Below are 26304 nucleotides of genomic sequence, written 5' to 3' on the forward strand. Positions count from 1 at the left end.
ATACCTATTCGCCATCCTTTATAAAGTATTTATAGGTTGATTGAATCTTCCCTCTGTTCTCCACTCGCTCCACTAATTCAAACAGAATTGCGTTGATTACTGCTAATGTCACAGGTCCTTTACTAAATAATGTATGCTGATTAATAGATAAGGAGATACAAATATCTGCAAATTCCACAACTGGTGACACTCGTGAGTCAGTAATGGTAATGACAGTAATTCCTTTTGCTTTTGCTTCTTCTGCTAAGCGAATCGTATCTATCGCATATCGGTAAAATGAAAAAACAATGATACAGGCTTTATTGGGTAATAAATCGAGCAATCCTGCATCTGTCTCTGGCCGATACAAGTCAGCATTTCCAACAATATAATTTAAGTTAAAATAAAGCCAGTGTGCAAATGTGAAGGAATGATGATATCCAGCAACGACTATCTTTTCACAGTCGATAATCGTTTCTACTATTTTTTCCATGTCATGGATGGACAACTTCTCTAAATTATTTTCAATCATCTTGATATCCTTCTGTACACTTTCAGCAAAGTAATTGGCTTCTATTTTCATATCATGGTTAGATGTTTGGCTTAACTCTAGTAAGTGTTGACGGACCTCTTTTTGTAAGGAAGTATAGCCATTATATTCGATAGAATGACAAAAACGGATTACCATTGTTTCACTAACACCAAGTATATCTCCTACTTTTTTTGCAGGATGAATTGCAAAAATCATTGGATCAGATAATAACGCATCCGCAACTACCTTTAATCCCTTCGTTAGTTTTGAAAAGTTGGCCTCCGTTTTTCGAATAAAATCAGCAGTCAAGGTTATTCTCCTTATTCTTTTTAAAGTTTTTACAATATTTTATATTGAAATAAATTATATCCTTTATTATAATACAATGCAAGTTGTTAATATTTCGAAAATTGAAAGAGGAGGGATTGAATGGAGAACAAAAAGAGGAATAGCAAACAAAGAAAGCTAGCGCTCCCAGATGCGTATATTATTCTATTTATCATACTAATTGTAGCGGCCATTGCAACGTATTTGATACCAGCCGGGACATTTGAAAGAGAAACAGTGAATGATATCACGACGGTGGTGCCAGATAGTTATCAGCAAACAGATCAACAGCCCACATCCTTTATTGACATTTTCACATCGATTCAACAAGGGATGATTGATTCAGCAGGGTTAATTTTCCTCGTACTTATTATTGGAGGAGCTTTTGCGGTAATTGAATATACTGGAGCAATTGATGCGTTAATTATGAAAACCATTAATCAGACGAAAAATAGAGAGTATTTGCTGATAATTATTGTATGTACGCTGTTTTCAATTTTTGGCGCATTAGGTATTATTGTAAATGCAGTGATTGCTTTTATTCCAATTGGTATTATTCTTGCTCGATCCATGAAATTGGATGCAATTGTTGGAGTTTCTATTATTTATCTTGGCGCATATGCCGGTTTTAATACTGCCTTTCTTGATCCTTTAACGACAGGAATGGCGCAGGAAATTGCACAAGTACCCTTGTTTTCGGGAATTGGTTTTCGGATACTGATCTATGTAACGGTGCTTGCCTCTACCATTGGTTATATATGGTGGTATGCCAATCGTGTCAAAAAAGATCCAATGCGCAGTGTTTTAGGCGAAAATCGCTTTCCGAAATATGATGAGAAAAGTGTGGATACAGCACCTTCCGAGTTAACAGGTATACATAAACTCGTCTTATTATGGTTAGCTATTGGAATTGGAATTTATATTTTTGGTGTATTTCAATACAAGTGGTCGTTAAACGAAATGGCAGCGATGTTTCTCGTCATTGCTATTGGAACTGCAGTTATAGCCAAAATTAATCCGAATGCGCTCGTTGTACAATTCTTTGAAGGATGTAAAGGGCTTGTCTATGGAGCATTAATCATTGGAATGGCTCGTTCCATTGTCGTTATAATGGAAAATGGACAGATATTAGATACGATTGTCCAAGGCATGGCAACGATTATGGAACCATTTACGAATGTGATGGGCGCGTTAGTTATGTTTGTAGCAAACTTCTTATTTAATATTCTCGTCTCATCAGGTAGTGGTCAAGCTGTAATTGTAATGCCGATTATGACACCACTTGCAGATATTATGGAAATCCCTCGCCAAGTAGCCGTGCAAGCCTATAAAATGGGAGATGGATTTTCAAACGTCATCACCCCCATTTCTGGAATATTAATGGCCAACCTAGCCATCGCAGGGGTATCCTGGGTGAAATGGATTAAATTTGTGATGCCGCTAGTAATTATATGGTGTCTAATTGGAATTATTTATCTTACAATTGCTGTCTTAATGGGTTGGGGACCAATTTAAAAAGGAGAATGATGGTTATGAAAATCAAGGAAGTTATCATGTATAAAATGAAAATGCGCATGAAAAACCCGTTTACGACGAGTTTTGGAACCGAGCAAGATCGTGAGTTCTTATTAGTTGAGGTGAGAAGCGAGGATGGACTTTCCGGCTGGGGAGAAGGGGTCACCTCTGAACGGCCATTATATAGCGAAGAATTCACTCTGCAAAGCTGGTATATGCTGGAGGAGTTTCTGATCCCGCTAGTAGTAGGTCAAAAAATTGATCACCCGGATAATTTACAAGAACTATTCAAGCCCTATAAGCGTAATCATATGGCCAAATCAGCTTTAGAAGGTGCGGTTTGGGATTTATATGCGAAGCAAAACGGAGAATCTTTAGCGAAAAGTCTAGGAGGAACGAAGTCTAGAATTGAAGTTGGTATTAGTTTGGGGATCGAGAATAGTTATGAAAAGCTAATGGAGTCCATACAAGCAAAAGTGGATGAAGGCTATAAACGAATCAAGCTCAAAATTAAACCAGGAAAAGACGTTGAGATGATTCGTGAAGTTCGTAAGCATTTTCCAGATATTCCGTTAATGGTAGATGCAAACTCTGCCTATACATTGGATGATATAGACGTGTTGAAAGCATTGGATGAATTTGATTTAATGATGATTGAGCAACCATTAATGGCAGGGGATTTGATCGATCATGCAAAATTACAAAAGCAAATCAGTACCCCAGTTTGTTTAGATGAAAGTATTCACTCCCATGAAGACGCTCGTCAAGCCATTGAATTAGGAAGTTGTAAAATTATCAATCTAAAGATTGGCCGCGTTGGCGGATTGACTGAATCGAAACGAATTCATAATTTATGTGAGCAGGCAGGCATTCCTCTATGGTGTGGTGGGATGTTAGAATCCGGTATTGGCCGCGCACATAATATTGCAATTGCTTCGTTGGCCAATTTTACATTACCAGGGGATACCGCTTCCTCATCAAGGTATTGGAACAAAGATATTATCCAACCAGAGGTGATAGCTGAAAATGGTATCCTTACAGTAAATGATCATCCTGGAATAGGATATGGTGTTGACCGTAACGAGGTGGCCAAGCATACAGTGAAGAAGAAAATATTTGATTAGCATTAGTAGCTGGAACGTAAAAAGACGGATAATTGTATCACAGTGGAAATCGTTTCCCTTTCTGCCGGGCATGGCCCTAGCTAACTCTAGTAAGCGCAAATCGCTTACTAGAGTCGATCTACGAGCTATGTTGTTCCCACTGGAGTTTCAACGATTTCCACTGTTTGATTATCGACAGTCCAGTCATTACATCTTCTATAAAGTTGGAAAAACGCGGATTGTAATGAATCTTGCCATTTTATTTGGATCAGAAATCTTCCTCAATAAACGCTGCATTGACTCCAATAGCAGCTTTATGACCTTCTGAAGCAGCAATTACTAATTGGGCTGGACCTGCAATTGCCATGTCTCCGCTGGCAAATACACCGTCGACATTTGTACGTCCGATACGATCTGTTATTATTCCACCTTGCTCATTTAATTCACAGCCTAAGGATTCACCAATAGAAGAAGCCTGTTTCATTTCTGGCACAACGAATCCCCCATCACGCAGAATCTCTGTACCATCAGCAAAGATGATCTTTTCCAAATAGCCGTTTTCTCCAACTAAAGATGTAATTGATTCCACGTATACATGTATTCCTTTTTTCTCTAGCAAATCCTGTTGTTCACTGCAAAGAATGTAATTACCATTTGTACAAAGAATCAGATCTTTACTCCAATTAAAAGCAACTTTAGCCATATGAAAGGCATGGGTATTGTCTGCAATAATAGCCAATCGGCGATCTCTTAATTCCCAACCATCGCAAAATGGACAGCTGAATATACTAGTACCATAGAACTGTTGCATCTGCTTTACATTTGGTAGTGTTTCTTTCAAGCCTGTTGCCAAAATTAATTTCTTTGATCGATAAACTTCTCCAGCCTCTGTCTGCATCGTAAATAGTTGCTGAACTTTATGCACTTCTGTTACGCGCTGTTTTTTGATGGTAACATCTGGATACTTTTTTAAATCTTCCTGCCCCAGTCTTCTAAATTCAGAAGGGGTGATACCATCACGAGTAAGGAAGCCATGTGATTCGTTAGTTACAGCGTTCCGAGGTTGATTATCATCAAATAAAATGGTTTTACGTCTTGATCTTCCTAAAACTAAAGAAGCGTTCATCCCTGCTGGACCCCACCAATTACAGCACAATCTAAAATCACCGAATCATCTCCAATCTAATTTGTTTAAAAGTGAAGAAAGATAGATTACTTGTTGAGTTAGGTTCACTTCCTCAATCTCAATCCATCTCCGCTTAATATAGTTATTAAAGACTCTTAATATCTATAATTAAAATCTTACCATGATAGACATAGTCACTCAACTTTTTTGTATTTATAGTTTATATAGGCGCTTAAGCCTTTCTATTTATTCAGGTAAAATGTTGTGTTACGCTTTTTCAGAATTATATTGTACGTACTTTGTCACAAAAAATGAGCTGCGCTTTGATACACTAGAAAGAGACAAAAGTCGGGGGCAATAGGACATGGATAAACAACAACTTTGGGAAGAAGCATTGACATTCCTTAAACAGTACCATTCTGAACTAGAAACATCATCAGATGATTTCCAACTAAGATGCAACGAAGTGAAACAAGAAATACAGGCGAATGGAATGTATAGACAGACGTATGATGAAATCGCTTATGGAGCAAAATTGGCTTGGCGTAATTCCAATCGTTGCATCGGTCGTCTATTCTGGGAACGTATGGAAGTGATTGATGCAAGAGATGCTTCGACAAGCGAAGAAGTATTTACGTATCTCATTGATCATATAAACAAAGCAACGAATCATGGGAAAGTTAAACCATTCATTACCATTTTCCAACCCGAACAATATCAAACTGGTGAGCAGCCGATTAAAATTTGGAATCATCAATTGCTTCGCTATGCTGGCTATGAAACAGAGAATGGGGTTATTGGTGATCCAGCGTCATTAGAATTTACGAAGCAATGTCAAAAGTTAGGTTGGGAAGGAAAAGGAACGTCTTTCGATATACTGCCATTGGTAATTCAGGTAAATGATCAATCACCACAATGGCGGGAGATCCCAGAGGAGGTAGTCACTGAAGTTCCCATTAACCATCCAACAGTAGACATTTTTGCTGGAAAAAATGTGAAATGGTATGCCGTACCAATTATTTCTGATATGCGTTTAGAAATAGGTGGTCTAAATTATGTAGCGTCCCCATTTAATGGGTGGTATATGGGAACAGAAATAGGTGCTAGGAATTTCGCTGATGAAGATCGTTATAACTTGCTCCCCATTGTTGCTAGACAATTAGGTCTAAGCACAAAACATTTAAGTACATTATGGAAAGATCGGGCGCTTGTTGAGCTAAATGCTGCTGTTCTTGAATCATACAAAAAAGCAGGCGTATCCATTGTAGATCATCATACCGCTGCGAAACAATTTGAAATATTTGAGAAGCAAGAAGCGAAACAAGGCAGAGTTGTGACTGGAAAATGGGCTTGGTTAATCCCACCGCTTTCCCCTGCCACGACGCATATCTTTCATAAACCATTTGATAATACAACCAATAAACCGAATTACTTTTATCAAAATCGTTTTTGGGAGTAAATGAAAGATTATCAGAGCATCCGATCGAGCATAGACTTCGGATGCTTTTCGTACTTTTAATAAATTTTAAAGCTACGGATAGCTTTTCATTATAATTAATTGGTATTTTTTAGATAGCTAGATCGTTTTGCCTAAATCGGGAATCATGTTATAATCATACGTATTGCAAAACACCGACTTGAGGGGACGGACCACTTTGAATACGTTTACGGTAAAAAAAGTCTTAAATAATAATGTATTAATTGCCCTGGATCAAGGTCAATCAGAAGTCGTATTAATCGGCAATGGAATTGGTTTTCACCATAAGAAAAAAGAGAATATAGATGAAAAGGCAATAGAGAAGTTATTTGTTTTACGTAATGCAAAAGAGCAAGAAAACTATAAAAAATTACTGCCAAATATAGATGAACCCCTATTACAATCAATTATAGAAGCCATTGGTATTATTCGAAACAGGTCACAGGAAATGCTAAATGAAGCGATTCACGTTGCATTAACGGATCATATTCTTTTTGCTGTAAATCGTTTGAAAAATGGATTAGAAATTCGTAATCCATTTCTAGCCGAGACAAAAGTGCTCTATCCGTTTGAATATGAGATTGCTGCGGAGATGGTTGATTATATTAATCATCATTTAGCTATTAACTTGCCGGAAGGAGAAGTTGGTTTTATCGCATTACATGTGCATAGTGCGATTACGGATAAAAAACTTTCTGATATTAACAAATATTCACAACTTGTTACTCAATTTATTGATATCATTGAAAGCCAGCTAAGCATCCGGGTCAATCGAGAAGGGATTGAGTACATCCGCTTGGTAAGGCATATTCGTTATACGATTGAACGGGTTTTGAAAGGAGAACGAATTGAAGAACCAGAAAAAATTGCTTCTCTATTGAAAAGAGAATATCCGACATGCTATAATCTAGCATGGAAGTTGGTAAAAATTATGCAACAAACAATGAAAAAACCCGTATATGAAGCGGAAGCGGTTTACTTAACCGTGCATTTACAACGCTTAAATCAAAAATACGAATGATATCTAACGTGTTACTGATACGATCAGGCATGAGTGGAAAGGATAATAAGTAGATAAGGAATGGATGTCCTTGTTAGCTTATTTGTAAGTTCTGCTCATGCTTTTTTTAATGGTTTTTTCGAAAGAATGGTTGAGAAAAAGGAGGAATATAATATGTTTAAAAAAGCATTTGGCGTGCTGCAAAAAGTAGGTAAAGCATTGATGCTTCCAGTTGCATTATTACCTGCAGCCGGTTTGCTTTTAGGATTGGGTAATGCTGCACAGCAGGAAACGATGCTCGAGTACTTGCCATTCTTAGGAACAGAATGGATTCAACTTGTGGCTACCGTAATGGAAGATGCTGGTGGCATTGTTTTTGATAACTTAGCACTAATTTTCGCAGTTGGTGTTGCAATTGGTTTAGCAAGTGATGGAGCTGCTGGACTTGCCGCGCTTGTTGGCTATTTAGTACTAAATCAAGTGATGGGGTCTTGGATCGGTGTGACACCGGAAATGATCGAAAATGATCCTAGTTTTGCTTCTGTATTAGGCATTCCAACCCTGCAAACAGGGGTATTTGGCGGGATTATCATTGGTCTGATTGCTGCCTTTTGTTACAATCGCTATCACGATATTGAAATGCCTTCATTCCTTGGTTTCTTCGCAGGAAAACGATTTGTGCCAATCGCAACAGCCGCCTTTTCGTTTGTAGCAGGTTTTATATTACTGTTCATCTGGCCTCCTGTCCAAGAAGCAATGAACAGTGCATCTTATTGGTTAATTGAAGAAGGAACGTATCTAGCCGTCTTCTTTTTCGGTTTTATAAAACGATTGCTTATTCCATTTGGTCTGCATCATATCTTCCATGCGCCTTTCTGGTATGAGTTCGGTTCTTATACTACAGAAGCTGGAAATTTGGTACGTGGGGATATGACGATCTTCTTTGCCCAATTGAAAGACGGTGTAGAAATTACAGCTGGTAATTTCATGGCTGGTGAATTCCCAATTATGATGTTTGGTCTACCAGCAGCAGCATTAGCAATGTATCATGCTGCTCGACCTGAAAAGAAAAAATTAGTAGCTGGATTATTAGGCTCTGCAGCTTTAACATCTTTCTTAACAGGAATTACCGAACCATTGGAATTCTCATTTATGTTTGTATCGCCGTTACTATTTTTCTTGCATGCGGTGTTAGATGGTTTGTCCTTTGTGCTCATGACCTTGTTTAGTGTGAATGTGGGTTACACGTTTTCTGGCGGGGCCATCGATTTTGCATTATTTGGTATTCTGCCAAATCAAGAGCCGTGGTGGATTACAATTGTACTTGGTCTTATTTTCGCAGTAATCTATTACGTCATTTTCCGCTTCTTCATCAAGAAATTCAACTTAATGACGCCTGGTCGTGAAGAAGATACGGAAGAAATAGAAAGTGGAAATAGTAAAAATGGTGATTTAGCTTATAATGTTCTAGAAGCCATGGGTGGAGAGAAAAACATCTCCCATTTGGATGCATGTATTACCAGACTGAGGGTTTCGGTAAATACGATCAATAACGTAGATAAAGAAGAATTAAAACGATTAGGTGCTTCAGGTGTATTAGAAGTTGGCAATAATATTCAAGCTATATTCGGACCACGCTCGGAAACGATTAAGGGACAAATGCAAGATATTATTTCTGGAAAAACACCACGAGAAGCAGAGGTAGATCAACAAGCTGAAATTCAGCAACAAATTGAAGAAGTGAATCCAGATGCGATGCAGAATGAACCGTTCGCGGATACATTCGTCGCCCCGTTATCAGGTGAAATCCTAGCGATTACAGAGGTACCTGATAAAGTATTTTCTGAGAAAATGATGGGAGATGGCTTTGCAATTGTACCAAAAGATGGACTTGTTGTTGCACCGGTAGATGGAAAAATCGTAAATGTTTTTCCAACGAAACATGCCATTGGTATGCAATCAAATGGAGGAAAAGAAATACTTATTCATCTTGGTATTGATACCGTAAACTTAGAAGGGGAAGGTTTTGAGGCATTGGTATCAGAAGGAGAGCATGTCAAAGCAGGTCAGCCAATATTAAACGCCGATCTCTCATTCATTCAAAGTAAGGGTTTGAAGATCATTACGCCGATTGTATTTACGAATTTAAACGATGGCGAGCAAGTTACCCTACAAAAATCAGGAAATATAGAAAAAGAAGAATCTAATATTATTAAATTATAGAAAGAGAATAAATCTAAACACCTCCAAACCGTCGAGTATGCGTAACGACATGGAGGTGTTTTTATAAGGAAATAAATATAGCAAAGGAATGATCTATTCCGATTTCATGTGAAGGAAGATTTGCTTCTTAGATTGCGTATAAATACTTATAAAATATTCTTATAATTCAAATTAGGGTTAATTATTGATTTATTGTAGGATACCTGTTTTAATAAAAACAAATTAATCTTGCCAAATTTTATTTAAATTAACTGGTAGGTACGTCATGATGAGCATGAAATGGAGGGAAACCGATGATTGATGCAGAATTACCTATCCCGTTGCATATACAAATTGGAAATGTTTTAGAAAAACAAATATATAATGGGACGTATACAGATAAGATTCCTAGTGAACGGGATCTGATGGATATGTTCTCCGTAAGTAGAACTACAGTTAGAGAGGCTGTAACCAAATTAGTCCAGGATGGTGTATTGAAAAAAATACACGGAAAGGGAACTTTTATTGCAGAGAAGCCCCCAATTGAGGAATGGCTCTCTTCCCTAAACAGTTTCACAGATACGGTAAAAAGAATGGGAATGAAACCAGGGAGTAAATTGCTATTCGCTGGAAAGCAGAAGGCAGATACATTAGCCCATTTTTTCGGAGAAGAACTTTACACGATCAAACGTTTACGATATGCAGATGCAAAGCCCGTTGCGATAGAGAAGCATTATTATCCAATTCAGGTTGGATTGGAACTTCAAACGTATAATTTAAATAATGCAACCATTTATGACTTATTAGAGAATGAATTACATATTACATTGACAGAAGCAGAGCAGTTTATTTCTACAGAGAAGGTAATAAAGGCGGACGCGGTACATTTAAATATAGAGCCTTCCTCCCAAGTATTAAGTGCGGAAAGAGTTATTTACGATCAGTATGGCGAACCCATTGAAGCATATCTAGGTTTGTATCGACCGGATATGTATCGATTTCGGATTAAGACGAGGCGTGATAGTAGACAGAGGAGAGGTTGAATGTAATTAATTTGTAAGCGTTATCAACATGGGGGTGAGAAGGGTTGAAGCATTTTATGAATTCGGTTTTTGTTGTACTTATATTTATCACCTTATTTGTACTTGGAAACCTTGCAATGAATCAAAGTGCTGGTTCAACAGATGCCGATGTAATTACTTTTCGGGTTGCCCAATCGAAATCTGCTAACCACCCTGTTTCTAAAGGGATCGATAAGTTTGCAGAACTTGTAGAAGAAAAATCAAATGGGCAAATTCAGATTCAAACGTATCATGATGCACTAATCGGAAATGATCGAGAAGTGATAGAGAGTGCACAAAAAGGAGGTATTGCATTTGCTAGTTCATCGACACCGAATATGACAAGCTTTACAAACTATTTTACAGCTTGGGATTTACCATACATTTTTGAAAACAAGGACGAGGTATATCAAGCAATTGATGGAGAACCTGGAGATGTTATTCGTAATGAAATGAAGAAATCGGGATTTCAAGTTATCTTCTTTCCAGACTATGGATTTCGGCAAATTGTTAATAACGTGAAGCCAATTCAAGAGCCATCCGATTTAAAAGGGATGAAGGTTCGGACAACGAACTCCAAGATTGAACAGGCTGATTTTGATGCACTTGGTGCAACTCCTACCCCTGTTTCATGGTCTGAAGTATTTACTGCCCTGCAGCAAGGAACGGTTGAAGGAGAAGGGAATAGCTACTCCTTATTATGGGATTCAAAACACCAGGAGGTGCTTCGTTATGCTACCGAAGTTAACTATAACTATAGCTCCGACATTGTCGTGATGAATAAAGAAAAATTTGATGAGCTAACTCAAGCAAATCAACAGCTTATTATGGAAGCTGGAGATGAGGCGATGATATGGCAGCGGAAATTAGCAAATGAAAGAGAGGAAGAGGCGAAACAACAATTTATTGATTACGGGATAGAAATTGTCGAACCGAATGAGGAAGAGATGCGGAAATGGAAACAAGCTGTAAAACCGGTTTGGGATCGTTTTGTCAAGCCTGGTGTCGCTGATCCTGCATATGTTGACTTAATTCTTGAAACACTTGGTAAGACAAAGCAAGAAATCTTTGAGTAAACAAATAGATTCTGCTGAAGGGATGGAAAGGGAATGAGCCAAGGGTCTTCTGTAGTCAAGGGTATACAACTTTCTACTTCTAAGAATAAAAGAAATCCGTGGAATCGTTTTTTAAAGGGCTTGGATAGGAGATTGGAAGAAGTACTGATTGTGATTGGGTTTCTTGTTTTTACAATTTTAATTAATTTACAGGTGATTAATCGCTATTTACTGCCTTTCATTGAAATTGCCAATATTACAACATGGACAGAAGAAGTAGCTAGATATTTGTTTGTTTTTGTTTCCTTTATTGGTGCTAGTTTATCTGTAAAGAATAGAGAGTCTATCCAAGTAACGATTGCTGTTGATAAGTTATCGAGTGGAATACAAAAATCGATTTCAACAGTAACCGTTATCTTCATGCTTTATTTTAGCTATATTTTAATTCATTACGGGGTTGATATGATTTTATTTCAATTGGAAACCGCGCAGACAACACCTGCTCTGTCGATACCGATGGCAATACCCTATAGTGCAATTCCAGTTGGGTTTCTGTTTATATCAATCCGACTATTACAGAACCTATGGCAAGATATGAAAGGGATGACTGTAAAAGAGGGATGGATGACTTGTCTAATAGCTGCCCTTTTTATCATACCTTCCCTATTTCTAACTCATTCCTCTATTGCTATTTTACTATTTGGCTATTTTCTATTGTTTATTCTAATTGGTATGCCAATCGCTTTTGCGCTTGGAATTAGTACGCTAGCAACCGTATTAGTTACCGATGCGATCCCGATTGATTTTTTTCCACAAACCGCATTCACAAGCATTGATAATTTTCCAATTATGGCTGTTCCTTTTTTTATTGCGGCAGGTGTCATTATGGGAAGCAGCAGTATGATTAAAAAGTTACTTCATTTATCGGATGAATTATTAGGCTTCCTTCCGGGTGGTCTGGCATTAGTAGCAATTGTAACGAGTATGTTTTTCTCGGCAATTAGTGGGTCGGGACCAGCAACTGTTGCGGCTATTGGTACGTTATTAATACCTGCAATGATTAAACAAGGGTATCATCCCGGCTTTGCAACTGCAATCGTGGCTGCCGCAGGAACAATTGGCGTCATTATTCCACCAAGTAATCCTTTAGTGATATATGGTGTTGTTTCACAGCAATCTATCTCCCAGCTGTTTATGGCTGGGATCCTACCAGGGATCCTTTCTGGGGTCGCACTAATGGTGGTTACCTATGTAATTGCCAAGAAAAAAGGGTGGAGAGGGAATCAAACATCCTTTCAATTCAAGAGCGTATTACGTGCAGCATGGGATGCAAAGCTCGCATTATTGGTACCAATTTTTATTCTTGGAGGTATCTACGGTGGCATTATGACACCGACAGAAGCAGCAGCAGTTGCCGTTTTATATGGGTTAATCATTGGGATGTTTGTATATAAAGATTTATCAATGAAAGCAGTCTATGAAAATGTAGTAAAAGCCGGCATGACTTCTTCGATTATTATCTTACTTATTGTTATGGCAAGTATTTTCGGAAAACTGATTACATTGGAAAGAGTTGCCGAGACCGTTGCCAACTTTGTATTAGGGATTAGTGAGAATCAAATCATCATCTTGCTATTATTAAATATCCTGCTATTACTCGTTGGTCTTGTAATTGAAGCGTTAGCGGCAATTGTTATTCTAACACCAATCCTTTTACCAATGGCAATGGAAATAGGCGTTCATCCTATCCATTTTGGTTTGATGATGATCTTTAATTTAGCGATAGGATTTATTACCCCACCTGTTGGAGTGAACTTGTTTGTGGCAGCAAGTGTTGCCAAATTGCGTATTGAGGAGGTGATCAAAGGAATTGGTCCACTGTTAGTTACCCTGGTGGTTATCTTACTATTCATTACTTATATTCCAGCAATAAGTATGTGGTTAGTTGATGTTTTGAGGTAAAAACAAGAGAAGAGGACTATTTTTGTAAACCGAAGGAGGGAGAAGATGTCCACAACATATTTACCGAGGCAAATGATGTTAGGAGAAGGCAAGCTAGCACATCTAGATAGACTTGCTTCGGAACTAGGTGTTCGTCATTTGTTTATTATCATCGATCATTTTTTAGTTTCTCCGCCTCTAAATTATGACCAAAAGATACGAAAGCAGTTAAGTAAAGGTGTTCATCTAACCTTTTTTACTGACTTTCAGGGAGAACCCACAACCGAACATGTATCAGAAGCTGTTGACCGATTACATCAAGTAAAAGCAAATGGTGTGATAGCAATCGGAGGTGGAAGTGCGATTGATTTAGCGAAAGCTGTTTCGTTGTTCGCTGCCTCTCCACACCTGGATTGGGAGGAAATACCCCATCAACATCAGTTAAATAGACTTCCATTAATTGCGGTTCCAACAACATCTGGCACAGGATCAGAAGCAACCAAGATAATGGTGATTAAAAACACAGAGACATATGTCAAAATGAATCCGGGCCATAAAGATTTAGTTCCAGATACTTCCATTTTAGATCCGGAATTAACAATAAGCTTACCAAAGAAATTTACAGCCTATACAGGATTAGATGCATTAACGCATGCTATTGAAGCATATATATCAACAAAAGCTACTCCTGTTACAGATTTTTATGCTACCTTTGCCATTGAAAAAATCGGGAAGCATTTACCTATTGTTTATCAGAATGGGGAGAACTTACAAGCGCGCGAAACAATGCAAATGGCAAGTTGTTTTGCTGGAATCGCCTTTTCAAATGCATCTACGAATCTCGCACATGCAGCTGGCAGACCTTTAGGAGCACACTTTCATATCCCCCATGGATTGAGTGTTGCTTTATTGCTGCCATTTGTGCTGCGATTTAGTCTTGATTCAGCGGTAGAGAGACTTTCACAAATTGCAATTCTTTTAGGCGAGCAGGATAGAGAAAATCAACATTTATTAGCTGAAAAGGCAGTGCAAAGAATCGAGCAATACAATAACCAGTTCGGGATTTGGCAAGATGCGCTTGCTTATATCGATCTAGATGAGTTAAAACAGGAGCGGCATACACTTGTGGAGGATGCATTAAATGGGAATGGGATTGTAACGAACCGGAGAATTCCAGAGAGACGGGATATTGAAATGCTCTATTTATCCCTCGGTGAAAAATTAGAAAAGCAAGCGAAATCTCAAACAGTATAAATGGCTTCTTCAACTGGTACGGACGTCACTATGAATCATTATTTTTCATGGAGGAAAATCTATGAATTATGAAAGATTGAAGACATTTCTAGCAGTAGCTGATAAAAGGAGCTTTTCAGAAGCAGCGAAAATATTACATGTGACGCAGCCGAGTGTAACGATACAAATAAAAGAACTCGAAATGGAATTAGATACGCGATTATTCGAACGCTCTACAAAACAAGTCAAGTTAACACCATCAGCAGGAATTCTGTTAAACTATGCGACTGAAATCGTACGTTTAGGTGAATTAGCAAAGAAAGATATTCTAGAAGCAAAGGATGCTTCATGCATTATGAAGGAGGAATGGAAATGGTAAAACAACAGGAAGAAGTTAAAAACGTAGTCCGTAAAAAGGTGAGAATGACACCTAGTGAAGCAATTGTAGAGACTTTGGTAGCGGAAGGAATTCGAGAAGTATATGGCATTGTCGGATCTGCATTTATGGATATGCTCGATCTTTTCCCAACTGCAGGCATTCGGTTTCTTCCGGTAAGGCATGAGCAAAGCGCTGCACATATGGCAGACGCATATACAAGGGTTTCCGGTACAGCTGGTGTGGTGATTGGACAGAATGGACCTGGTATTACAAATATGGTGACTTCCGTTGCAGCAGCCAACCAAGCGCATACGCCAATGGTGGTTATTTCACCATCTGCAGGAACGCCGACAGTTGGCTGGGATGGCTTCCAAGAAGCAAATCAAGTATCCATTTTTGAAGATATCACAAAAGAAACGGTTCGAGTTACACATAAAAGCAGGGTAGCAGATTGTTTACGTACAGCCTTTCGAATTGCCTATGCTGAAAGAGGGCCGGTATTGTATGATATTCCGAGAGATTTATTCTATGGGGAATTAGAAGATGAAATTCTAGAACCTCGCCAATATCGAGTAGATAATAGAGGAAGTGGCGACCCCGCGTCGATTCAAGCAGCCGTTAATTTACTTAAAAATGCAAGTAATCCAGTAATTTTGTCTGGTCGTGGTGTGGTAGATGCAGAGGGTGTTGATACGGTAAAGAAAATCGCAGAACATCTAACAGCCCCTGTTGCTGTGTCATATATGCACAATGATGCTTTCCCTGCAGATCATCACTTAGCTGTGGGACCAATCGGTTATATGGGATCAAAAGCAGCCATGTATACGCTGCAAAAAGCAGATGTGGTTTTAGCAATTGGCACAAGATTATCGGTATTCGGTACATTGCCTTGTTATGATATTGATTATTTTCCGAAGGCTGCCAAAATTATTCAAATCGATATTAATCCGCGTCATATTGCGAGAACGCATCCGGTTGAGATTGGCATTATAGGGGATGCAAAAGCAACTAGTGATGCTATTTATCATCAATTAAGTCAGAAGGCCCAAGACAGACCTAAAAATCAGCATCGATTAGATGATATAAGCAAATTGAAGACTGCGTGGGAGCAAGAATTAATTGATTTAGCGATGGAAGACGGGAATCCAATCAATCCACGTCGTGCATTATTAGAATTAACAAGAGCTTTACCTGAAAATACGATCATTTCCACAGATATTGGAAATGTCTCTTCCACAGCGAATGCGTATTTAAAATTTAACCAGACCAGACGTCATATTGCTGCATTGACATTTGGTAATACGGGCTTCGCTTATCCAGCGGCATTAGGGGCGCAATTAGCAGAACCGGATTCACCTGTGGTTGCTATTATTGGGGATGGTGCATGGGGAATGAGTTTGCATGAGGTAAGCACAGCCGTTGAACAGAATATACCGGTAATTGCTTGTGTATTTAATAATAAATCCTGGGCTGCTGAGAAAAAGAACCAAGTCGACTATTATGATAATCGATTTGTCGGATCCAATATTCAAGCTCCCGATTTTGCTGAAGTAGCGAAGTCAATGGGAGCTCTTGGCTATACGATAAATAATCCAAACGAGATGGAACCCGTGATAAAAGAAGTGTTAGAAATGAGAAAGCCGGCAGTTCTGAATATTTTTGTTGATGGTACGCAGCTCGCTCCACCTTTCCGAAAAGATGCCTTAAAAATGCCAACCAGGTACTTGGATAAATATAAACATCTGGATTATGAAGCGTGGAGAAAATAACATCGTTGGTTGAAACGTTGGATCAGAAAAACTGATTCAACGTTTTTTTTAATGGAATAGATAAAATTTCCCCAGCTGCTAAACATATGTGTTCCATTTGATTAAATATCTACTAAATTACAATCATCCTTAATAAACTGTATCAAGGACGTTGACTAGAAAGGATGGATTACTATGAAACCACTAAAAATTGTGGTCATTGGAGGTGGATCATCGTACACCCCAGAATTAATTGAAGGCTTGATTGACAACCATGATGTATTACCAGTTTCAGAGGTTTGGTTGGTAGATATTCTTGAAGGCAGAGAAAAATTAGAAATTATTGAAGCATTGGCGAAGCGAATGGTAGAAAAAGCAGGATGTCCGATTAAGATAGTTGCCACATTAGATCGCCGTGAAGCAATAGAAAACGCGTCCTATATTATCACCCAGATTAGAGTAGGGCAACTAACGATGCGAAAAAGTGATGAATACTTATCCATTAAGCATGGTGTTATTGGGCAGGAAACCACGGGAGCAGGTGGTTTTATGAAAGCATTACGGACAATTCCAGTAATGTTGGATATTTGTGAAGATATCGAGGAACTTGCTCCAGATGCATGGTTACTTAATTTTACGAATCCAGCAGGTATTATAACCGAGGCAATTCTCAAGCATCGTCATGTGAAAGTAGTTGGATTATGTAACAATCCAATCAACTTTTATAAAAAATTTGCTAAAGACTATCAAGTACCAATCAAGGATGTGAGTCTCCAGTTTGTTGGTATTAATCATTTGATTTGGATTACTGATTTTTCAATTAAAGGGATATCACGATTAAATGATGTGTTAACAGGAACATCTGATAGTTATCAAGCTAAAAACATACCAAACATGGGATGGGATCCTATTTTCTTACAATCACTAGATGCCATTCCATGTAGCTACCATAAATACTATTATCAGACAGATCAAATCCTGGCGAAGCAATTAGAGGAATATAAGCAAGGAGAAACAAGAGCTGATCAAGTGCAACAAGTAGAACAGGAATTGTTTACTATTTATGCGGACCCATCTACCACAGAAAAGCCAGAAGTACTAGATAGACGAGGCGGTGCGTATTATTCAGAAGCAGCGATTAATCTAATTAAATCCATTCACTTGGATGTTAAGCACATTCACACAGTGAATGTGCGTAACAATGGTGCTATTCCATGCTTACCTAACGATGCCTGTGTCGAAGTCAATTGTCTTGTTGAAAATCATCAAATAACACCCTTGCAAACAGGAGATATTCCACCACAAATCAGAGGGTTACTGCAGGTTGTTAAGGCTTATGAAGAATTAACCGTAGAGGCAGCAGTTACTAGAGAAATAGGTACTGCTCTACAAGCTTTAACGCTTCATCCATTAATTCCATCAGCTGAAAAAGCGCATGAATTGCTACAGGATATGTTTATAGCGAATGAGGCTTATTTTCAACCAATTCTTACTTAGGAGGTGAGATATATGAAAATTACCCTGGTATGTGCATTAGGAATGAGTACAAGTATGCTTGTAGATAGAATGGAAAAGGTGGCAGAGGAAAAAGCAATTAATATCCAAATTGAAGCACATTCGGTTGATGAAATGGAAAAGCAGTTAGCTACCTCAGATCTTATTTTGCTGGGACCGCAAATTCGCTACAAACAAAAAGAACTTGCCGAAAAAGCAGCAGAAGCTAATGTGCCTATAGCTATGATTAATATGAAAGCATATGGAACGCTGAATGGAGAAGAGATACTGGAACAAGCTTTGGAGATATTACGTTAGAAAGGAGTGTAGACTATTGAATAGGTATCAAGCATTTATGGAACGTTACTTTTTGCCGGTTGCTGCGAGGTTGGCTGAACAGCGTTATTTACGGGCAATCCGAGATGGAATTATTGCCACGATGCCTTTATTAATTATTGGAAGTATTTTTTTGATCATTTCTTCGCCACCTGTTGAATCATGGGCAGCATTCATGAAGCCATATGCCACAACACTTAATATCCCAGTTAATGCAACATTCGGTTTGTTGGGACTGATTGCCGTGTTTGCGATTGCATATCATTTAGCCAAAAGTTATAACATGGATGGTTTGTCAGCAGGGGTACTTAGTATTGCAGCGTTTTTTGTAGCGACACCATTAACAGAAAACGGGAATATTCCACTTCATTTGATGGGAAGTGAAGGACTATTTATTGCTATTTTATTGGCATTATTTACGGTGGAAGTATACCGCTTTTTTGAAAGTAGAAATATGGTCATTCGTATGCCTGATGGCGTACCACCGTCTGTTTGGCGGGCTTTTACAGCGTTAATTCCAGGAGCAGCAATCATTGCTATTGTTTGGGGCATCGATTTGGTATTAAAAACAACTTGGGACTTATCCTTGCATGGTATCGTTGGTGCTGTGTTAAGAGAACCATTACAGCTGCTCGGGGGAAGTTTTTGGGGGGCAATTGTAGCGATTATCTTAATTCACTTATTATGGTCTTTTGGCATTCATGGTATTTCTGTCGTTGCTAGTGTAATGGCACCTATTTGGTATAGTTTGACGGAAGAGAATGTCGCAGCTCATCAGGCGGGAGAAGCACTGCCGCATATTGTTGGTCAGCCGTTTATGGCAATTTGGTGGGCAGTAGGCGGTTCTGGTATGGCTTTGGCTTTGACATTGTTATTTGTATGGCGAGCTCGATCCAAGCATTTGAAAAGTTTAGGAAAAGGTTCCGTATGGGCAAGTGCGTTTAATATTAGTGAACCAGTTATTTTTGGTGCTCCGGTGGTAATGAATCCAATCCTTGTTATCCCGTTTATTCTTGCACCGCTTGCGGTTGGAATTATTACCTATGTTTCGATGTCGATTGGTTTGGTTGGAAAGCCATATGTGATTGTTCCTTGGACAACACCACCGCCGTTTTCAGGTATTTTGACAACAGGTGATTTTCGGGGTGGCATTCTTATGATTGTAAATATAATTGTAGCGATGGCTATTTATTATCCTTTCTTTAAGATGTATGATCGTCAGCTTGTCCACGAAGAGCAAGGAGATCAAACAGAAAACGTATAAATGTTCGCTATTTAGATGGATGGGAGTGTTTTGGTGAAGATTAAGATACTATGTTTATCAGCAATTGCAATTGTTTCCGTTCTATTACAGCAACATACGGTACTTGGACAAAAAGAACTGAGTCATAATGGGAAGAAGAAAGTAAAACCAGGAATTGAGGTTTTGTTAGAAGATCATTTGGATTGGATAGCTGGAAAGCGCGTAGGTTTAATTACCAATCCAACAGGAATCGATCAAGATTTAAAAAGTTCCATTGACCTTTTACATGAACATTCAGAAGTGAATTTAACCGCTCTATTTGGTCCAGAACATGGAATTCGTGGAGATAGAGAAGCTGGAGAGTATGTGGAGTCGTACATTGATGAAAAGACTGGATTACCTGTTTACAGTTTGTATGGTCCAACCTGGAAACCGACAGAAGAGATGCTTGAAAATGTTGATGTGTTGCTATTCGATATTCAAGATATCGGTTCGAATGTGTATACGTATATTTATACCCTTGGTTTTGCAATGGAAGCAGCTGCGGAGCAAGGTAAAGAGATCATTGTCCTAGATCGACCAAATCCGATTGGCGGTGAGCGAGTAGAGGGTCCTGTTCGTTCAGCGGATGCGGTTAGTTTTATGGGGAGGTTTTTGCTACCGGTTCGCCATGGAATGACAGTAGGGGAACTAGCAACGATGTGGAATCACGAATATAGTTTGGGTGTATCGTTAAAGGTAGCAAAAATGAAAGGTTGGAAGCGTTTTATGCATTTTGAAGATACTGCATTGCCATGGATTCAACCTTCACCAAATATTCCCACTCAAGAAACCGCTTATCTGTATGCAGGAACAGAACTACTGGATGATACAACATTAACAACTGGTCTGGGAACAACCAAACCGTTTGAACTAGTAGGTGCTCCATGGATTAATGGCGAGCAATTAGCGGAAGAAATGAATGCCAAGAGCCTAGAAGGTGTCCGATTTCGGTCCGCTTATTTTACACCGATGTTTGGAACATATGAAGGGGAACGAATCGGTGGTGTCCAAGTGCATATAACAAACCCTAAGAAAATAGAGTTAGTTAACTTAGGACTACAGCTTTTAGATACGATGCGTAATCAAGATCCAGCGCAATTTTCGATGACAGAAAAATACGTGAATCTAATTGGCGATTCAGATGCGGCTGAAATGATTGAAGAAGGGGAACCGGTGGAGAGGATTATCAATAGTTGGCAAGAGGAATTGACGAATTGGGTTGACCATGTACGTAATCAATACTTACTTTATGGACCTTATCCAGAAGGGGTAAAGCCTTATAAAGAAAAAACCGTACTTGGTATCTTACCATTGGATTTATCCGCTGCAGTTGGGCAAACAATCCCTCTAACCTTACAAGGTTTTGATAAGAAGGGAGGGGAACTAGAAATAAACCCGGAAGAAATTAATTGGGAAGTCTCAAACGGATTAGGGAATGTTGAAGATAATCAATTTTATGCAATCAAAGAAGGTACCGGTGAAATTATTGCAACCTTTCGAGAAGAAAAAGCAGTACGTAACGTTGATATATCTGCTACGTTAATTAAAAACATCCGTTTTGGTATACACGATGCTTATACACGAATCGTACTGGATTTAAATAAATCTGTGACCAATTATACTTTGGAAGAAGATGATCATCGCTTGTTATTAACCATTCCATATGGAGAGATAGATGGTGAGTTAGCTCAGGAAGGCGGAAGTATACCAGTCTCGAACAGCCCGGTAATAGAGCATGTTGATTATCGGGTAGAGGGAGAAGATTTTTTGGCAGAATTTCATTTAAAGCAACCTTCCGTAGATATAGAAACGCCAACATATGACTCACGTATTGTAGTAGATTTACAACATCAATAGAACAATTTGTCAAAAATGCGTATTCAAATCGAAATTCCATGTGACCAAATCCCACTATTGCAAGGAATTGGTTTCTGTAAAAGCAACGAAACACGATTAAGCTATTTTACTTTTTGTAAGAAAACGCCAATTCAATGAGCGAAATGGAAGCTCATTGAATTGGCGTTCAACATCTAGTGACAACCTTATTCTAAATTTCCAATGGACAAGTACTTTGTCTCTAAATATGGTTCAATGCCTTCTAGGCCGCCTTCACGTCCTAGCCCACTTTCTTTCATACCACCGAATGGTGCGTGTGCTGCAGATGGACCGCCATCATTCCAGCCAATAATTCCATAGTCTAATTGTTCATGGAGATACGTACCTGTTCGGTAATCATTTGTAAAAAAGTAAGCGGCAAGGCCGAATGGTGTATGATTTGCAATAGAAACGGCTTCCTCAATTTCAGTAAAGGTGGTTATAGGAGCAACTGGACCAAACGTTTCCTCGTGCATGATATCCATTTCTTTGGTTACATTTGTAAGCACGGTTGGATGAACAAAAAAGTAGCCTTTCTCTTTATTCGCATCGAAATGGTCACCTAACAGCACCTGGGCACCTTTTTTCTTTGCATCTGTAATATGAGAAATGATTTTTTCATAACCGCCTTGGTTTATAATTGGTCCAATATCAACACCTTCGTTTAATCCATTTCCGACCTGCAGTTGTTTTACTTCTGCAATCAATTTTTTAGAGAAATCGTCAACGACATCTTCATGGACAATAATCCGGTTGGCGCAAACGCAAGTCTGTCCAGCATTGCGAAACTTAGTTGCAACGGTTTGTTTGGCGGCCAACTCGATATCTGCATCTTTGGCGACAATTAATGGTGCATGACCACCCAGTTCCATTGTTACATGCTTTACTGTATCTGCACTATTTTTTATTAATTCTTTACCCACTGACGTAGATCCAGTAAATGTAATTTTTCGAACATATTCACTTTCCGTAAATAAATCTCCAATGACGCTACCTGATCCAGTAACATATTGAATAGCTTCTTCTGGAATACCAGCTTCATGTGCTAATTCTATGATTCGTATACCAGTTAATGGTGTCTCAGAAGCCGGTTTTACAATAAATGTACAACCTGCTGCAAGTGCTGGTGCAGCTTTACGCGTCATCATAGCCGCTGGGAAATTCCAGGGGGTAATGGCTGCTACCAAACCAACGGGCTGTTTACTAATTATAATACGCTTTGATTCGGTATTTGCAGGGATTGTTCGTCCATATATTCGCTTTGCTTCTTCAGCATACCAATCAATATAACTTGCAGCGTACTCTACTTCTCCATACGACTCTTTTAATGGTTTCCCATTTTCAAGCGTCATTTGTTCGGCAAGATCATCTTTGGCATCGCGAATTTTTTTCGCCCATGCGTTTAATAGTTTCGCACGTTGATGGGCGTTGACCTTCGACCATGTTGAAAAATAGTCGTGTCCTTTCTTAAGAGCAATCTGAACATCTTCTTTGCTGTGCTTTTTAATCTCTTTAATCGTTTCCCCATTAGCAGGATTTGTAACAACAATCGAATCAGTCATGATAAAAACTCCTTTACTTAGTAATAGAACACTTCATTATTTTTATTATATTCCCTAATAGTCCATGGATAAAAACATTTGCTTCCTGTATTTAGGGAAATTTACGAGAAAAGGCTTATAAATGAAGAGGAAAAATAGTAGATTCCAAAGGAAGTATAGGTGTTATTATTCATTTTTGTAAAAATATACTAATTTATGATTGAGCTTTGAAGCTGCGAATAAAGCTTGAAAACAAGGTATACATTTGATTTGAAGCAAATCTAATAAGTGAAATTCATTATAATTACCTAGGATAAAACATGAGAATTTTGCTACGAATCTACTAATTTATCAATAACGGCTTTTCTTTCGACTGCAATCGACAGCTTTTTTCTCGCTGCTTTTACTATACTTTTCATTACAACCTAGATCGTTCAGAAAAGCACCACTGTCAGCTAAGGGCCAAAATTTGTAAGGAGGGTAGACAGCAGGTGTTCTTTATCAAGGTTCTTATCTGATCTAAAAACGATGGGAGGAATAGCTGTGAGAATAAAACGGAGACATCGAATGAAAGCAGTTTTTAGCATAGCTGCATCGGCAATCATGACTTTCTCATTATTCACACCAGCAGTAGTAAATGCAGAAACAAGTACTAAATCCAATCAGGTGGTACAAGCAAAAGTTAGTAAGCGGTTAGTGAACGAATTTAATGATGATAGTAAAATAACCTTCCTAGTCAAATTTCGTGAAAAAGCCGATACGATGAGGGTGGCTAAACAAGCAAAAGTTTCCAGTCAAAGGGCACAAGTAACTGCTGAGAAGGCTGAGCTAACCCAACGGTCTGCTGTCTTAACCGAATTAAAGGAAACATCGTTGGATACGCAGCAAAATGTGAGGCAGTTTCTAGCAGAAGAAGCTAAAAAAGGTAATGTAGAATCATTTAAGTCGTACCATATTGTAAATGGGATGGCAGTAACAGCAACAAAAGACACAGCTAATAAAATCGCCGGTTTTGAGGAAGTAGAAAAGGTGTTGCCTAATGAAACAAGGGAATTATTTACAACAGTTAGGCAAGATGCAGAAGCGCCTGCTTCACGCATTGCTAATGTAGAATGGAATGTTGAGCGTATCGGTGCTCCCGCTGTATGGGATATGGGATTTGATGGTTCTGGTGTAACTGTTGCTAGTATAGATACGGGGGTTCAATGGGATCATCCGGCATTAAAAGAAAAATACCGTGGCTATGATGCAGCTTCAGGAGAGGTAAGTCATGATTTTAACTGGTTTGATGCAACAGCAGGTGAAGCAGCGCCTTATGATGATCAAGGCCATGGTACACACGTAACCGGTACAATGGTTGGAAGTGAAGCTGATGGCTCTAACCAAATTGGCGTTGCTCCTGGAGCAGATTGGATCGCAGTAAAAGCATTTTCTGCCACTGGAGGTACAGATGCAGATTTATTAGAAGCAGCGGAATGGATATTAGCCCCGACGGATGCTGAAGGAAATGCACATGTAGAAATGGCTCCAGATATTGTTAATAATTCCTGGGGGGGCGGTTCAGGTCTTGATGAATGGTACCGTGATGTTGTACAAAATTGGAGAGCTGCAGAAATATTCCCTGAATTTTCAGCAGGCAACACGACGCTTACGAATCCAGGTGGACCGGAATCGGTAGCAGTACCAGCGAATTACCCTGAATCATTTGCAACTGGTGCAACGGACTTGAATGATCAACTAGGTAGCTTTTCTTTACAAGGACCGTCCCCTTATGAAGAAATAAAGCCTGAAATTTCAGCACCAGGTGTAAACATCCGTTCTAGTGTACCAGGTGGTGGCTATGAAGGCGGATGGAATGGAACTTCCATGGCTGGCCCTGCAGTTTCTGGAGTAGTAGCATTAATGAAACAAGCAGATAGTAGTTTAACCGTCGATGAGATAGAACAAGCGATTATATCGACAGCTAACCCATTGACGGATAGCGAATTTCCTGAATCGCCCAATAATGGATACGGTTATGGATTAATAAATGCATCTGATGCAGTTTCATCAATTGTACCGGGTGTCGGAACAACTCAACGACAATTAAAGAAAACAGTAGTGAATCAGGATGTCGCCATTGCATTTGTAAATCAACATAGAATAGCCCTCATGCGTTAACACAACATAGTCGGTTATTTTTGATTAAAAGGCAGATCTATCCGAACTATCATTCCGAGTATACGAAATTATAGTGGGGAAGGGTAGTTCGGATTTTATTGGTCCAACTAAAATAAACCTAACGACTTAATGGTTAAGTGGTATGGTTCTAAGGAACTTTTATCGACTATTCTTCAATTGAGGATAACATATCCTTGGTGTGATTATCGCTAATACTATTCGTACTATTTTTATCCGTTTTAAAACAAATTTAAAACAAATGACTAATTCACATAAAGAGTACAGAGACGATTGTGGCCATTATATGGATAAATAAGGAAATCATATCTGGTGCGATAACTTTCTTGGGTATCCATTGAAGTGTAGCCCATATAGTAGATTGCGATGGTGGATACGTAACTAATAGCCACTCCGAGAGCCAACCCCAGCAAGAGCCACCGCCAGGATACTTTACGAAAGTCAAAAGAAAAAGCGGATCGAATACGTATGATGAAGGCTGCTCCAAAGGATCCTAATCCGTCCAAAGCGGATAATGCAGAGAGAGCATGACCCATAAACCCGGGATTAGGATCGGTGACTTGTTGAAGCAATATCACAGCTCCTACAATAATTACGATATATATTTTCGACCGTGATTTCTGGCCAACCAGGCGTCTATAGACCCCGATTAAGAGTATCTCCAGTTTTGTGAGGATTCTTGAGTCCCCTATTCATTCATATCATAACAACTCCCATCATTTGTTGACGTATTTCAAGAGAAAACTGTGACATATTAAAACTCCTTTTCTGTTTAAATTTAGTTGATTTGATTTAATTCGTAGCGTACATAAGCTATGGGAACAGCCATATAACAATGAATTGTAGTATCAGGAGAGAAAACTGTAACAAATTCAAGTTAAAAACATTATGCAAAATCTACTTATTTAACTCTGTAG

The 26304-nt window shown here is 38.8% G+C and carries 19 protein-coding genes and 1 pseudogene; 16 read left to right on the top strand and 4 right to left on the bottom strand.

What is annotated here, in order from left to right:
* Nucleotides 1–4 precede the first annotated feature (4 nt).
* On the bottom strand, nucleotides 5–820 hold the full coding sequence (locus tag BN990_RS05165) for a MurR/RpiR family transcriptional regulator (protein WP_038242807.1): 816 nt from the start codon (nucleotides 818–820) through the stop codon (nucleotides 5–7).
* A gap of 120 nt (nucleotides 821–940) precedes the next feature.
* On the opposite strand from BN990_RS05165, the gene BN990_RS05170 reads away from it, so the two are divergent.
* On the top strand, nucleotides 941–2353 hold the full coding sequence (locus BN990_RS05170; RefSeq protein WP_021289303.1) for a YfcC family protein: 1413 nt from the start codon (nucleotides 941–943) through the stop codon (nucleotides 2351–2353).
* Between the two features lie 17 nt (nucleotides 2354–2370).
* Complete coding sequence (gene menC / locus BN990_RS05175; RefSeq protein ID WP_021289302.1) at nucleotides 2371–3477, top strand: o-succinylbenzoate synthase; 1107 nt, start codon at nucleotides 2371–2373, stop codon at nucleotides 3475–3477.
* 247 nt (nucleotides 3478–3724) lie between these two features.
* Here menC and BN990_RS05180 read toward each other — a convergent pair whose 3' ends face one another.
* Nucleotides 3725–4582, bottom strand: a complete 858-nt coding sequence (locus tag BN990_RS05180; protein ID WP_306465032.1) for an NAD(P)/FAD-dependent oxidoreductase — start codon at nucleotides 4580–4582, stop codon at nucleotides 3725–3727.
* A 364-nt stretch (nucleotides 4583–4946) separates the two neighbouring features.
* On the opposite strand from BN990_RS05180, the gene BN990_RS05185 reads away from it, so the two are divergent.
* The 13 genes from BN990_RS05185 (at nucleotide 4947) to BN990_RS05245 (ending at nucleotide 21650) form a co-directional block, all read left to right on the top strand.
* Nucleotides 4947–6041, top strand: coding sequence for a nitric oxide synthase oxygenase (locus BN990_RS05185; protein ID WP_021289300.1), 1095 nt, complete (start codon nucleotides 4947–4949; stop codon nucleotides 6039–6041).
* A 196-nt stretch (nucleotides 6042–6237) separates the two neighbouring features.
* Entirely contained in the window at nucleotides 6238–7080 is an 843-nt protein-coding gene (gene glcT / locus BN990_RS05190; RefSeq protein ID WP_038242808.1) for a glucose PTS transporter transcription antiterminator GlcT, read from the top strand.
* 153 nt (nucleotides 7081–7233) lie between these two features.
* Entirely contained in the window at nucleotides 7234–9282 is a 2049-nt protein-coding gene (ptsG, locus tag BN990_RS05195) for a glucose-specific PTS transporter subunit IIBC (protein ID WP_021289298.1), read from the top strand.
* Nucleotides 9283–9575: 293 nt separating this feature from the next.
* Complete coding sequence (locus tag BN990_RS05200) at nucleotides 9576–10304, top strand: GntR family transcriptional regulator (RefSeq protein WP_038242809.1); 729 nt, start codon at nucleotides 9576–9578, stop codon at nucleotides 10302–10304.
* A gap of 44 nt (nucleotides 10305–10348) precedes the next feature.
* Nucleotides 10349–11398 carry a TRAP transporter substrate-binding protein gene (locus BN990_RS05205; protein ID WP_021289296.1) on the top strand — a complete coding sequence of 350 codons (1050 nt, stop codon included), beginning with the start codon at nucleotides 10349–10351 and terminating at the stop codon, nucleotides 11396–11398.
* 33 nt (nucleotides 11399–11431) lie between these two features.
* A complete protein-coding gene (locus tag BN990_RS05210; protein WP_051739028.1) occupies nucleotides 11432–13339 on the top strand; it encodes a TRAP transporter large permease in 1908 nt (635 codons plus the stop codon).
* 45 nt (nucleotides 13340–13384) lie between these two features.
* Nucleotides 13385–14572 (top strand): iron-containing alcohol dehydrogenase, encoded by a 1188-nt coding sequence (locus BN990_RS05215; protein ID WP_021289294.1) that lies wholly within the window; start codon nucleotides 13385–13387, stop codon nucleotides 14570–14572.
* A 61-nt stretch (nucleotides 14573–14633) separates the two neighbouring features.
* Entirely contained in the window at nucleotides 14634–14930 is a 297-nt protein-coding gene (locus tag BN990_RS05220; RefSeq protein ID WP_021289293.1) for a LysR family transcriptional regulator, read from the top strand.
* Nucleotides 14924–16699, top strand: a complete 1776-nt coding sequence (gene xsc / locus BN990_RS05225; protein WP_021289292.1) for a sulfoacetaldehyde acetyltransferase — start codon at nucleotides 14924–14926, stop codon at nucleotides 16697–16699. The genes BN990_RS05220 and xsc overlap by 7 nt, the downstream gene beginning before the upstream one ends.
* 174 nt (nucleotides 16700–16873) lie before the next feature.
* On the top strand, nucleotides 16874–18175 hold the full coding sequence (locus BN990_RS05230; RefSeq protein WP_038242811.1) for a 6-phospho-beta-glucosidase: 1302 nt from the start codon (nucleotides 16874–16876) through the stop codon (nucleotides 18173–18175).
* Nucleotides 18176–18187: 12 nt separating this feature from the next.
* Nucleotides 18188–18490 (top strand): PTS sugar transporter subunit IIB, encoded by a 303-nt coding sequence (locus BN990_RS05235; protein ID WP_038242812.1) that lies wholly within the window; start codon nucleotides 18188–18190, stop codon nucleotides 18488–18490.
* A gap of 16 nt (nucleotides 18491–18506) precedes the next feature.
* Nucleotides 18507–19772: a PTS cellobiose transporter subunit IIC gene (gene celB / locus BN990_RS05240; protein WP_021289289.1), complete on the top strand. Its 1266-nt coding sequence runs from the start codon at nucleotides 18507–18509 to the stop codon at nucleotides 19770–19772.
* A gap of 33 nt (nucleotides 19773–19805) precedes the next feature.
* The gene (locus tag BN990_RS05245; protein ID WP_158295218.1) at nucleotides 19806–21650 is read left to right on the top strand and encodes an exo-beta-N-acetylmuramidase NamZ domain-containing protein; all 1845 of its coding nucleotides are present in this window, start codon (nucleotides 19806–19808) and stop codon (nucleotides 21648–21650) included.
* A 185-nt stretch (nucleotides 21651–21835) separates the two neighbouring features.
* Here the strand turns inward: BN990_RS05245 and BN990_RS05250 are convergent, their stop codons facing one another.
* A complete protein-coding gene (locus BN990_RS05250) occupies nucleotides 21836–23230 on the bottom strand; it encodes an NAD-dependent succinate-semialdehyde dehydrogenase (RefSeq protein ID WP_038242814.1) in 1395 nt (464 codons plus the stop codon).
* A 507-nt stretch (nucleotides 23231–23737) separates the two neighbouring features.
* Between BN990_RS05250 and BN990_RS05255 the strand changes: the two are divergent.
* Nucleotides 23738–25303 (top strand): annotated as a pseudogene (locus BN990_RS05255) (S8 family serine peptidase); the annotation flags it as partial.
* Between the two features lie 329 nt (nucleotides 25304–25632).
* Here the strand turns inward: BN990_RS05255 and BN990_RS05260 are convergent.
* On the bottom strand, nucleotides 25633–25959 hold the full coding sequence (locus tag BN990_RS05260; RefSeq protein ID WP_038242816.1) for a hypothetical protein: 327 nt from the start codon (nucleotides 25957–25959) through the stop codon (nucleotides 25633–25635).
* Nucleotides 25960–26304: the final 345 nt, after the last annotated feature.

Origin of the sequence: Virgibacillus salexigens, from assembly GCF_000723585.1 — a bacterium.
In the GTDB taxonomy this organism is placed as follows: Bacteria; Bacillota; Bacilli; order Bacillales; family Amphibacillaceae; genus Virgibacillus; species Virgibacillus salexigens.